Consider the following 12,751-nt stretch of genomic DNA (forward strand, 5'->3'; position numbering starts at 1 on the left):
TAATAAGTATACATCACGTCTTAAAACAATCACATGAAAAAAGACCTTATTTGAATATACTCAAAAAATTTTTCTAATGCTATTAGATTTTCGAGAATGGGGTATTCTACTAGGGGAAAAGCTGTGAGAAAACGTATGAGCTGTACGGTGTAAATAAGGTGTTGTAATACAGAATTTGAATATTACTGATACAGTATAGGACAGCGATGTTTGATTGTTATTCTAGAAAAAATCTTTGTATAGAGCAGTAATAGATGATTGACCGACAGTATTTTATTCAGTATACTGAATTTCAAGAATAAGTTGTACTAGTTAAAAAGGTGATTTATTTTAATACAGCTGAAAGGGAGATGTGACAAATGAGCAAGAAAAACAATAATATTTTTGATGCTAAACAAACGCTAACTGAAATCGAAGATAAGTTTGAAATGTTTCAAATTTTGAATGAAGAAGGCGAAATTATAAATAAAGAGGCAGATCCACAATTATCAGATGAGGAACTAGTTGAACTAATGACACGTATGGTTTATACACGTATTTTAGATCAACGTTCAATCTCACTAAACCGTCAAGGTCGTTTAGGCTTCTACGCGCCGACTGCTGGTCAAGAAGCTTCGCAACTTGCTTCTCATTTTGCGTTAGAACAAGAAGATTGGATTTTACCAGGTTACCGTGATGTACCACAAATTGTATGGCATGGCTTACCACTTGAAAAAGCATTTTTATTCTCACGTGGTCACTTCATTGGGAATCAGGCTCCTGAAGGTGTAAACGTTTTAGCTCCACAAATCATTATCGGTGCACAATATATTCAAGCTGCTGGGGTGGCACTTGGTATTAAAAAACGTGGAAAAAAAGCTGTTGCAGTAACTTATACTGGTGACGGTGGTTCTTCTCAAGGCGATTTCTATGAAGGAATTAACTTTGCAGGTGCGTTTAAATCACCAGCAATCTTCATCGTACAAAATAACCAATATGCAATTTCAACACCTCGTGAATTGCAAACAGCTGCTAAAACAATTGCACAAAAAGGTGTGGCAGCTGGTTTACCAAGTATTTTAGTAGATGGAATGGATGCGCTTGCAGTTTATGTAGCAACGCGTGATGCACGTGAGCGCGCAGTTAATGGTGAAGGTCCAACATTAATTGAAACAATGTGTTACCGTTATGGTCCTCATACAATGGCTGGAGATGACCCAACACGTTACCGTACATCTGATACAGATAATGAATGGGCACAAAAAGATCCACTTGTTCGCTTCCGTAAATACCTAGAAGCAAAAGGTTTATGGGATGAAAAGAAAGAAGAAGCAGTAATCGAACGTGCAAAAGAAGAAATTAAAGAAGCAATTAAAAAAGCAGATGCTGCTCCAAAACAAAAAGTAACAGAATTAATGGAAAACATGTATAAAGGCGAAATGCCATCTAATTTAAAAGAACAGTATGAAATCTATAAAGAGAAGGAGTCGAAATAACCTATGGCACAAATGACGATGATTCAAGCAATTACAGATGCACTTCGCACAGAATTAAAGAATGATGAAAACGTTCTTGTATTCGGGGAAGATGTAGGTGTCAACGGTGGGGTATTCCGCGCGACAGAAGGCCTACAAAAAGAATTTGGGGTTGATCGCGTTTTTGACACACCATTAGCAGAATCAGGTATTGGTGGCTTAGCAATCGGTCTTTCTCTTCAAGGATTCCGTCCAGTTCCTGAAATTCAATTCTTCGGTTTCGTTTATGAAGTAATGGATTCAATCAGTGGTCAATTAGCACGTATGAGCTACCGTAGTGGCGGGGTATATAATGCACCAGTAACAATCCGTTCACCATTTGGTGGTGGTGTGCACACACCTGAAATGCACTCTGATAGCTTAGAAAGCTTAATGACAGCACAACCAGGATTAACAGTTGTTGTTCCATCAACACCATATGATGCAAAAGGTTTACTTATTTCATCTATCCGTAATGACAACCCAGTTATTTTCTTAGAGCATTTAAAACTATACCGTTCATTCCGTGAAGAAGTACCTGAAGAAGCATACGAAATTCCATTAGGAAAAGCAGATGTAAAACGTGAAGGTACTGATTTAACAATTGTTGCTTACGGCTTAATGGTTCATGAAAGCTTAAAGGCTGCAGAAGAACTAGAAAAAGAAGGACATTCTGTAGAGGTCATTGACCTACGTACAATTCAACCGATCGATGTGGAAACAATTATCGCATCAGTTGAAAAAACAGGTCGTGCAATCGTTGTCCAAGAAGCTCAAAAACAAGCAGGTATCGCTGCAAACGTAGTAGCAGAAATTACAGAGCGCGCAATTTTAAGCTTAGAAGCTCCTGTTCTTCGTGTGGCTGCACCAGATACTGTGTACCCATTCCCACAAGCTGAAGGTGTTTGGTTACCAAACTACAAAGATGTAATGGAAACAGCGAAAAAAGTTTTAACATTCTAATAAAGCTTCTAAACTTGAACAACAGTAACTAGAAAGGATGGGTACACATGGCATTTGAATTCAGATTACCGGATATTGGCGAGGGAATTCACGAAGGCGAAATCGTGAAATGGTTCGTTAAAGCTGGAGATACAGTAAAAGAAGACGATATTCTTTGTGAAGTCCAAAATGATAAAGCGGTAGTAGAAATTCCTTCACCAGTTGAAGGAACAGTTGAGGAAGTTTTAGTAGGAGAAGGAACAGTTGCTGTAGTTGGCGATGTCCTAATCCGTTTGGATGCACCTGGCTATGAGGACTTAAAGCTAAAAGGTGATCATCATGCTGAAGAAAAAACAGAAGCACAAGTTCAGGCAACTGCAGAGTCTGGTCAGGACGTAGAGAAAGCTCCTGCTAAAGAGGAGAAGGCACCAGAAAAAGCTCCTGAAAAAGTGGAGACAGTGATTGATGAAACAAAACGTGTGATTGCAATGCCTTCTGTACGTAAATTTGCACGTGATAAAGATGTTAACATCCGTGAAGTGAAGGGTACAGGTAAAAATGGTCGAATCTTAAAAGAAGATATTGAAAACTTCTTAAAAGGTGGTGGCTCTGTAGAGGCTGATACGGCAACTGTTGAAACAGTTGATGCAACAGTTCAGCAAGAGGCAGCAGCTCCAGCAGCACCTGTAGTTCTTGAAGGGGAATTCCCAGAGACTCGTGAGAAAATGTCTGGTATTCGAAAAGCGATTGCAAAAGCAATGGTACACTCGAAACAAACAGCTCCGCATGTTACACTTATGGATGAAGTCGATGTAACAGCTCTTGTAGCACATCGTAAAAAATTCAAAGATATCGCTGCTGAAAAAGGTGTCAAATTAACATATTTACCATATGTAGTAAAAGCACTTATTTCAACTTTACGCGAGTTCCCTGAATTTAACCGCTCATTAGATGATGCAACGCAAGAAATTATTCAAAAGCATTACTATAATATTGGTATTGCTGCTGATACTGAAAGAGGCTTATTAGTACCCGTTATTAAGCATGCAGATCGCAAATCTGTATTTGCAGTGTCTAATGAAATCAATGAGTTAGCGACGAAAGCCCGTGAAGGCAAGCTTGCGCCACATGAAATGAAAGGTGCTTCCATGTCCATTACGAATATTGGCTCTGCGGGAGGACAATGGTTCACGCCAGTAATTAATCATCCTGAAGTAGCTATACTAGGTATTGGTCGAATTTCAGAAAAACCTGTAATAAAAAATGGTGAAATTGTAGCCGCACCTGTGTTAGCATTATCATTGAGCTTTGATCATCGTATGATCGATGGAGCCACTGCACAAAATGCTTTAAATCACTTAAAGCGTTTGTTAAGTGAGCCAGAATTATTATTAATGGAGGCGTAACAAAATGGTAGTAGGAGATTTCCCAATCGAAACAGATACTCTTGTCATTGGTTCAGGTCCTGGAGGATATGTAGCAGCAATTCGTGCAGCTCAAACTGGCCAAAAAGTAACAATCGTTGAAAAAAATGTACTTGGTGGTGTGTGCTTAAACGTAGGTTGTATCCCATCAAAGGCATTAATTTCAGTAGGTCACCGTTTTGAGCAAGCTAAACATTCAGATGACATGGGAATCATCGCTTCTGATGTGAAATTAGACTTCTCAAAAGCACAAGCATTTAAAGACAGCGTTGTTAAAAAATTAACAGGCGGTGTTGAAGGCTTACTTAAAGGTAACAAAGTTGAAATTGTACAAGGTGAAGCTTATTTCGTTGACGCTAACTCAGTGCGTATCATCAATGGTGAATCTGCTCAAACTTACACATTTAACAATGTCATTATTGCAACAGGTTCTCGTCCAGTTGAAATTCCAACATTCAAATTCTCTGATCGCGTACTAAACTCTACTGGAGCACTTTCTTTACAAGAAGTTCCTGGTAAATTAGTTGTTATCGGTGGCGGATATATTGGTACAGAGCTAGGTTCAGCATACGCAAACCTAGGTTCACAAGTTACAATTATCGAAGGCGGAAAAGATATTTTAGCTGGCTTCGAAAAACAAATGACGCAAATCGTGAAAAAAGGCCTTAAAAAGAAAGGCGTTGAAATGGAAGTTAACGCATCTGCAAAAGGCGTTGAAGAAACTGAAAACGGCGTAGTAGTAACTTATGAAGTTGGCGGAGAAGAGAAGAAAGTTGAAGCTGACTATGTATTAGTAACTGTGGGTCGTCGTCCAAATACAGATGAAATGGGCCTTGCTGAAATCGGTGTTGAATTCGGTGAACGCGGTCTAATCAATGTTGACAAACAATGTCGTACAAATATTTCAAACATCTATGCAATTGGTGATATCGTTGCAGGTCCTCAGCTTGCACATAAAGCTTCTTACGAAGGTAAAGTTGCTGCTGAAGCGATTGCTGGTGAAAAATCAGTTGTTGATTATCTTGCTGTACCGGCTGTATGTTTCACAGATCCAGAAATGGCGACAGTTGGTTACAACGAAGAACAAGCGAAAGCAGAAGGCATTGAATATACTGCAGCGAAGTTCCCATTCGCAGCAAACGGCCGTGCGCTTGCATTAAACCAATCAGAAGGTTTCGTGAAGCTTGTTGCTCGTAAAGAAGATGGCTTATTAATTGGTGCTCAAATCGTAGGTGCTGGTGCATCTGATATGATCGCTGAGATGGGCTTAGCGATTGAAGGCGGCATGACTGCTGAAGATATCGCTTTGACAATTCATGCTCACCCAACATTAGGTGAAATTACAATGGAAACTGCTGAAGTATTACTTGGCAACCCAATCCACATTGTAGCGAAAAAATAATTTGAATAAAGGAGTGTAGAAAAAGCGGATGTTCATTCGCTTATCTACACTCCTTTTTTATTTACAATTGTTTTCTTAAATGCAGCTTGTCGTTGAATAAAATAAATAAAAGGTAATAACTTGAAGATGTGGCCCTATGGATATTAAATTTTACTTTATGCATAAAAAATAGTATTATAATTGATAACAATTATCAATTAAAAATGAAGGAATGGGTTACGATGAATGAGCGCTACCGAACATTTATTTTATTAGCACAATACAAATCATTTACTGAAACAGCGAAGCAGATGTTTTGTTCCCAACCAACAGTTTCTCAGCATATTCAGCAATTGGAAAGTGAATTAGGCTGCCAGCTTATCTCACGGAAAAAACGACAAATCGAGTTAACTACACAAGGCGAAATGGTGTTGGCTTATGCGCAGAAAATGCAGGAAATGGACCAACAATTGCGAATAGCAGTAAAGCAAACACAACAGGAAAATATCAAATTATATATAAGTCACTATATTGCCGATAGCTTTTTTGACGAGCTATTTGATAAAAATAATAGCACATATAAACAATATCCTTATGAAATTAATAGCTATTGCTATGAAGATTTAAAAAGTAGTTTAGTAGAAAACCATGCCAAATTTGCTGTGATGCCGATTTATGATGCTGATAAGATTGTTCACGAGTCATTTGATATCGATATTTTATTTGAGGAAGAATTAGTATTAGTGATGACAAATGATCATCCTTTAGCAAGTCGTCAAATCATTTATACAAGAGATTTGAAAAACTTATCGATGCTATTGTCCCAAAGTTCTTATTTGAATCAGCATATTAAACAAGCTTTACATCAGAAGGCAGTACCTGTTTATTATATACAGATGACTAATTTTGAAATTATTAAAAAGGCTGTGCAGCAGGGTATGGGCGTATCCTTTTTACCTTATAAATCAATAGAGGATAGTCTAGATAAATTAACGTTTAAATATGTGAAAGGTCTATCTATTAAACGAAAAAATGGTATTGTATTTAACCGTAACCAAATTTTAAATGAGCAAGAACAAGCATTTTGTGAACGTATAAAGAAGAAATTGAAGATAGAGTCTGTCAGGTAAGTTAAACTTATAAAGGTAAATAAATCCTTTATAGTGTTTCTTCTATATATATTTATTTTTACCATTATATTCATTAAAATAAAATATTTTCTAAATTAATCCAAGCAATATACGAAGCTTTTATTTACTGTTTCGTAATTGTTTGGGTTTTTTTATCTTAATTGAGCCTCTATGCCAGCAGTATAGTAGCACTTAGAGGAATTTATATAGCTTTTCTGCGATGACTTCCAAGGATCATTTTTGATAGAATATCATCCTTAATTTGTAGGTTTATAGCATTCTATAAGAAAATGTAATAGTACAATAGGAGATTTTTATAATTCGAGAAAAATTGATAAATGGTCAGCGAAAATTAAAATCTTACACCTTACATGATATTGATAATCGTTATCAATGGTGATATAGTTCGAAATGCAAGGAGGTATGAAGATGTCAAAAGACTATATTGTTGTTCATCCATGTAATATTTTTTCTCAAGGCAAAGCAGATGAAAATTTTGAAATTGTAGATATGTATGATTTACCGAATATTGAGCTGTCTTCTTATAAATGTATGATAATTTTAGGGTTTGTTGATCAAGAATTTTTGCAAGAAAAGAAGCAAATTATCGCAGATTTTTTGGCAAGTAAAAAGATTGTATGCTTCTTCGGTAACTTAGTCACAAATTGGTTGCCAGGGCAGCAAGCATTTATTGCAAAGGAAATTCGAAATCATTGGGATTATGACATCTCAATTGCGAAACAACACAGAATTTTTGCAGGTGTAAAGGAAGAAGATATGACAATAAATAAAGGTGTGAAAGGATTTTTTGCTCGTGGACATCATCCAGCACCTACAGATGCGGAAATATTATTAACCTTGCCAGACGGTGAGCCTGTGACATTTATTGACCGAAGCTCAACAAATGGGACTATTTTTATGCATGCAGGTAATAATCTTTTTAATATTGGAGGCATGACACCGTCATCATCAAAAACAACCAGTCGTATTCCTACACAGTTAATGCAATGGGTACAAGAAGAATACATGTATTTAGCGGAAAGGAGTGTCAAGTAGTGCGTAAAATAGCTGTTATGTATAGTGGTAGTTCACAACATTGGCGTACATATAAGACATCTGAATTCGCTCAGTATATCGATCAATTGATTCCAGTGCGTCAGTTAGAGGAAGAAAATTTAGATGCCTTTGATGTATTAATCATCCCTTCTCAATCTCATACAGGGTTATTAGATAAAAATATTCAAAAGATCTATGATTTTGCGAATACAGGTAAAGTAGTGGTCACATTTGGCCCTCAGCACAGAGATTGGTTGCCAATGCATAATTGGGAATCTAGGCCAACTAATTTTTGGTGGTGGCTAGGGCCTAATGCTGATAGTGGCTTGCGTTTAGTAGAGGCAACTCATGATTTATTTAAGAATTATCTTACATTGGAGGATGCAACTTGGCACCAACATGGTGTGTACTGGCCAAGTGAGGGCTGTGAAGTTTTAGTATCGACAGATGATGGTGGGGCCGTCTTATATATTGATCGAGTGAACACAAATGGGATTTGGGTCAATACAACATTGGATCCAGATTATCATTTTGGATCTTATTTTATGCCGGCAACAGAACGCTTCTTACGAGGATTTTTACCTTGGCTAAAGAAAGGGCAAATATAAGGAATGCTAAGTGCGCAAAATGATTACTAATAGCTCTATTTGAGGAGCAAGTGTTAGTAGTATGTTGGTTCAAGGTTTTGACAGGAAGGCTTGCCGTACATAGTGTAGAAAAATAAGCTTGTGGGTATTAAATTAATTATTTTGGAATTTGCTCGTCATTGATAAGGAAATTTTTTGATAAAAGAAAGTAGGAGAACTAGTGGAACCTATTGCTTATGTTGGCATTGATATTCAGTTTACTCGATTAACGGCTGAGGATTGTGAACGTGGCTTAGTATTTTTATATTTATATGATTTACCCTATGTTGATTTAACTGCCTATGCAGGAATAATTATCACAAATCATGTAGAAGAGCAATTTCTACTAGAACATAAAATGATTTTAGATGAATATTTGCTACAGGGTGGTGTTATCTTTTCACTGACAGAAATATCATTGCCATGGTTAGCAAATGTAGCTAATTGGAAACGCTCTCCTATTCCATTGAAAGATCGCGAAATCATGATCGAACAAGCTAATTGTTCTTTATTTAAAGGGATAGAGCCATATGATATTAATTATCGAAAAGGTGTACGGGGCTTCTTTTCTCGTGGCTATTTTGAAGAATTACCAGCACATGCGGAAGTGTTAATTACAGATCAAAGTGGTGTACCGATACTTTATGTTGATCGACACTCAACAAATGGCACTATTTTTGCAGGGGCAGGTACCGATATTTACAAGGTATTTATGCATGAAGAAAATACATCGAAAAAGCTTAGTATGCAAATGCTAGATTGTATTCGTGAGGAAGCTAACCGCAATTATGCAAGTGGAGGTATGGGCAAATGATAGGGATTATGACGAATGGCTTACCATTTCAAAATCGCTTTTTTGCAGAGCAAGAATTTCATTATTTATATGATGAAGTGCTACATATTCGCCACTTTCATCAATATGATTTAACAAAGTATGACACACTTATTTTATCTTGTCGCTTAGATATCCGTTCTTTAAAGCGGTATCAGTCGCAATTACTGAAATTTGTTAATGCTGGCAAAAGACTGATTATTTTTGGTGAAATATTGGATTGCTGGTTTCCGACAATTGATTGGGAAGATTCTGAGGTCAATTTTAGTTGGTGGGTGAGAGATGGCGGTGATTTACCGATGAAAATGCAAAATAATGTGCATCCACTCTTCAAATACGTGACATTGCATGATATGAAATGGCATTATCACGGTTCTTTTTTACCGCCACAAGGAGCGCAATCGTTATTAGATATTCCAAATGGACGATCATTATTTTATGTAGATAATGTGAGCTTTAATGGAGAACTAGTTGTCACTACACTTGATCCGATGTTTCATATTGGACTAGGATTTATTGATCAATCAAAGCCGTTTTTACATGGGATGGCAAAATGGTTAAGAGAGGAAGAAAAACATTGAAGAAGTATGGACTTGTCGCTGCTGTTGCACTAACAATGTTGCTGGCAGCTTGTAATAATAACAACGAAGAGACGCAAAATAATACTAAGCCTCAGGTGGAGGAACAATCATCAGAGTTACAAACGACAAAGGAAGAGAAGCTTGTAGTTGACCAATTAGGACGTGAAGTAACAGTACCAAATTCGATTGACCGTGTTGTAATGGGGGGCATTCTTCCATACTTCTCTACTTGGTATGTAGCAACAAACTCTACAAAAGAAATTGCTGGTATGCATCCAAATTCGTATAATGCAGCAAAACATTCGATGCTAGCAAAAATGTCTCCAGATGTTTTAAAGGCTGATACTTCGTTTATTCAGAATGGCGAAGTCAATGTGGAAGAATTAATGAAAGTAAATCCACAATTATATATAGAGATTGCAACAGATGAGAAATCGATCCATAAAGTATCAGAGGCAGGTATTCCTGTGGTTGCGCTCAAGGCAATTGACGCAGCTGCGGCAGAGCCATTAGCTACTTTTAATAGCTGGTTAGAAATAACAAGTCAAATAACAGGCACAACAGAACGTGCTAATCGCTTCCTAGAGGAAGGCAAAAAAGTACAAGCTCAATTAGATGAAAAGTTAAAAACGATTGAAGAAAAAGATAAGCCTCGCGCGATGATGTTATTTAGACATAATGAAAAGTCGATTACAATTGGAGGGAAAAACTTCTTTGGTAATCAATGGCTCAATGCGACGGGAGCAATTGATGTAGCTGAAAATGATATCCAAGGGCAAAAAGAAGTCAATATGGAACAGGTATATACTTGGAATCCAGATATTATTTTTATTACCAATTTTACAGAGACACAGCCAGCTGATTTACTTGAAAATAAGATAGCTGGGCAGGATTGGAGTCAGGTGAAGGCAGTTCAGGAGGGTAAAGTGTATAAGATTCCATTAGGTATCTATCGTTGGTTCCCACCTAGTGGAGACGCACCTTTAATGTTAAAGTGGCTTGCACAAAAAAATCACCCAGCGCTATTTGATTATAAAATAGAGGATGAGATTAAAGCATATTACAAAGATTTTTATGAATACGATGTGACAGATGAAGATATTCAAGGTATTTTAAATCCGTCTTCAGAAGCAGCTAAATATTAAGGAATGATTGGTAAATGCAAAACTGGAAAAAGATTATTTTATGGCTCCTCCCCTTGGTGATTGCCGTTATTTCTCTTGGTGTAGGACGCTTTGAGGTTGGTATCGAGCAGCTATTAAAGATTCTTGCTTCACAGATTTTCCCTATAGAGCCGACATGGACAGAGATGGAAGAAACGGTTATTATCAATATTCGCTTGCCACGTATTCTTCTCGCATTGTTAATTGGTGGAGGTTTAGCAATTGCAGGTGCTAGCTTCCAAGGAATGTTTGGTAATCCACTAGTATCACCAGATATTTTAGGTGTTTCGGCGGGAGCTGGCTTCGGTGCTTCTCTTGGGATATTATTGTTTGGGCAAAATTTTGCCACACAGATAATGGCATTGCTTTTTGGATTAGGTGCCATCGGCTTTACGTTTTTAATTGCTGGCGCACGCAAAAATGCCCCTATTTTTATGTTTGTCTTAGCAGGTGTTATTACATCAGCACTGTTTAACGCGCTTATTTCGTTAACTAAATTTGTAGCTGATCCAGAGGAAAAGCTACCTGCGATTACCTATTGGTTGATGGGTAGCTTAGGAACGGTTACTTATAAAGATTTATATATAGGTGGACCACTGATTATTATCGGTATGTTAATACTTTATTTCCTAAGATGGCGATTAAATATTTTAACCCTCCCAGAGGATGAGGCAAAATCAATGGGAATTTCTGTAGTGCCTTTAAAATGGATGATCATATTTGGTGCCACTTTGATTACTGCGGTATCTGTTGCGGTTGCAGGAATTGTTGGCTGGGTGGGTTTGATTATTCCACATGTTGCTCGTATGCTTGTTGGAAACAATAATCAGCATGTATTACCAATGTCGATTGCTATTGGAAGCGTCTATTTGTTAGTAATTGATAATTTAGCACGTTCTATAACAGCAACAGAAATACCTTTATCGATTTTAACAGCGATTATTGGTGCACCATTCTTTGCTTATTTACTGCGTAAATCTGGAGGTGGATGGGCGTGATAATTGAAGTGAAAAATGGCAATTTTTATTATGAAAAGCATCGTAAGAAATCCCAAAATCTTTATGAAAACAATATTAATTTTACACTGGAACCAGGACAAATTATGGCCATCCTTGGTCCTAATGGAGCTGGAAAGACAACGATGCTTAAATGTATTACAGGGTTACTAGAGTGGAAGCAGGGAGAAACCTATATAGATGGCAAGCCATTGTCTACTGTTAAGCGTAAGGAGCTTTGGCAACGTATTGGCTATGTACCGCAAGCTCATAAAATGGTATTTGGTTTTACAATAGAAGAGCTTGTTGTGATGGGAAGAGCCCCTTTTATTAGTACATTGGCCCAACCATCAAAAAAAGATTTAGAAGCGGCGCATTTGGCATTAGATACAATTGGTATCGTCCATTTAGCAAAAAAATCATGCAATGAGGTAAGTGGCGGCGAGCTACAGCTGGCTTTAATAGCTCGCACACTGGTTGCCGATCCAGAAATACTTATTTTAGATGAACCAGAGTCACATTTGGATATTCAAAAACAAATTACTATTTTACAAACAATCAAGCAATTAGCGAGAGAGCGTGGCATTTCTTGTATTATTAACACGCATTATCCTAATCATGCCTTTTATTTAGCTGATCGGGTCCTGATGACGGCAAAGGATAAGGGTGTTGTATATGGCGCTGTACGTGAAATAATGACGGAGGAAAGAATGCAGTCGTTTTTTGGTATCGAGCTAAAAAAAATACTGTATGAAGAAGAGAATTATGTGGTAGAAACGATGGTTCCACGTGCATTAGGTGCAGAAAAATAAGGAGTGCCGCTGGCTCCACTCCAATCATCCATTCTGCAAAAGTGTCTTTTCCTCTTTCATACTAGCCGTTGGGAACTAAATAACCCTTTATTTGTCTTATTAGAGAGAGGATAGACCTTATTTTCAAGATGGAGAAGTGATGAGTGACAGCACCCCTCAATAAAATGAGTAGTGAAAATCTTTGCTAAAAAGATAACATTTTTATGGATTGGAAGGCTACTTGACTCCGATGGGATAGCGAGACAGGCGAGCCCACAGGAAAGCAAGTAGCCGGAAATCCATTTTCACTTTTCACAAACATTCTATGGATAGTTTT

Annotated in this window: 12 protein-coding genes; all 12 read left to right on the top strand. The window is 37.4% G+C overall.

Annotated elements, in window-relative coordinates; translation table 11 throughout:
• The first annotated feature begins 359 nt into the window (after nucleotides 1–359).
• The 12 genes from pdhA to V6670_RS04305 all read left to right on the top strand — a co-directional run bounded on the left by pdhA (nucleotide 360) and on the right by V6670_RS04305 (nucleotide 12,435).
• The gene (pdhA, locus tag V6670_RS04250; RefSeq protein ID WP_141903370.1) at nucleotides 360–1,475 is read left to right on the top strand and encodes a pyruvate dehydrogenase (acetyl-transferring) E1 component subunit alpha; all 1,116 of its coding nucleotides are present in this window, start codon (nucleotides 360–362) and stop codon (nucleotides 1,473–1,475) included.
• 3 nt (nucleotides 1,476–1,478) lie between these two features.
• Nucleotides 1,479–2,456 (top strand): alpha-ketoacid dehydrogenase subunit beta, encoded by a 978-nt coding sequence (locus tag V6670_RS04255; RefSeq protein ID WP_036125477.1) that lies wholly within the window; start codon nucleotides 1,479–1,481, stop codon nucleotides 2,454–2,456.
• A 47-nt stretch (nucleotides 2,457–2,503) separates the two neighbouring features.
• A complete protein-coding gene (locus tag V6670_RS04260) occupies nucleotides 2,504–3,841 on the top strand; it encodes a dihydrolipoamide acetyltransferase family protein (protein WP_338652794.1) in 1,338 nt (445 codons plus the stop codon).
• A gap of 4 nt (nucleotides 3,842–3,845) precedes the next feature.
• On the top strand, nucleotides 3,846–5,261 hold the full coding sequence (lpdA, locus tag V6670_RS04265; protein WP_036125472.1) for a dihydrolipoyl dehydrogenase: 1,416 nt from the start codon (nucleotides 3,846–3,848) through the stop codon (nucleotides 5,259–5,261).
• 203 nt (nucleotides 5,262–5,464) lie between these two features.
• Nucleotides 5,465–6,370 (top strand): LysR family transcriptional regulator, encoded by a 906-nt coding sequence (locus tag V6670_RS04270; protein WP_141903372.1) that lies wholly within the window; start codon nucleotides 5,465–5,467, stop codon nucleotides 6,368–6,370.
• 429 nt (nucleotides 6,371–6,799) lie between these two features.
• Nucleotides 6,800–7,426 carry a phosphate starvation-inducible protein PhoH gene (locus tag V6670_RS04275; RefSeq protein ID WP_141903373.1) on the top strand — a complete coding sequence of 209 codons (627 nt, stop codon included), beginning with the start codon at nucleotides 6,800–6,802 and terminating at the stop codon, nucleotides 7,424–7,426.
• Nucleotides 7,426–8,034: a hypothetical protein gene (locus V6670_RS04280; RefSeq protein ID WP_338652796.1), complete on the top strand. Its 609-nt coding sequence runs from the start codon at nucleotides 7,426–7,428 to the stop codon at nucleotides 8,032–8,034. The genes V6670_RS04275 and V6670_RS04280 overlap by 1 nt, the downstream gene beginning before the upstream one ends.
• A gap of 199 nt (nucleotides 8,035–8,233) precedes the next feature.
• On the top strand, nucleotides 8,234–8,866 hold the full coding sequence (locus V6670_RS04285; RefSeq protein ID WP_141903375.1) for a hypothetical protein: 633 nt from the start codon (nucleotides 8,234–8,236) through the stop codon (nucleotides 8,864–8,866).
• On the top strand, nucleotides 8,863–9,465 hold the full coding sequence (locus V6670_RS04290; RefSeq protein WP_338652799.1) for a hypothetical protein: 603 nt from the start codon (nucleotides 8,863–8,865) through the stop codon (nucleotides 9,463–9,465). Before V6670_RS04285 ends, V6670_RS04290 begins: the two co-directional genes overlap by 4 nt.
• A complete protein-coding gene (locus V6670_RS04295) occupies nucleotides 9,462–10,610 on the top strand; it encodes an ABC transporter substrate-binding protein (RefSeq protein WP_338652801.1) in 1,149 nt (382 codons plus the stop codon). The genes V6670_RS04290 and V6670_RS04295 overlap by 4 nt, the downstream gene beginning before the upstream one ends.
• Before the next feature lie 14 nt (nucleotides 10,611–10,624).
• Nucleotides 10,625–11,626 (top strand): iron ABC transporter permease, encoded by a 1,002-nt coding sequence (locus V6670_RS04300; RefSeq protein WP_036125460.1) that lies wholly within the window; start codon nucleotides 10,625–10,627, stop codon nucleotides 11,624–11,626.
• Nucleotides 11,623–12,435, top strand: a complete 813-nt coding sequence (locus V6670_RS04305) for an ABC transporter ATP-binding protein (protein WP_101966402.1) — start codon at nucleotides 11,623–11,625, stop codon at nucleotides 12,433–12,435. Before V6670_RS04300 ends, V6670_RS04305 begins: the two co-directional genes overlap by 4 nt.
• Nucleotides 12,436–12,751 lie beyond the last annotated feature (316 nt).

This window comes from Lysinibacillus sp. Y5S-8, assembly GCF_036894365.1.
Taxonomy (GTDB): domain Bacteria; phylum Bacillota; class Bacilli; order Bacillales_A; family Planococcaceae; genus Lysinibacillus; species Lysinibacillus fusiformis_D.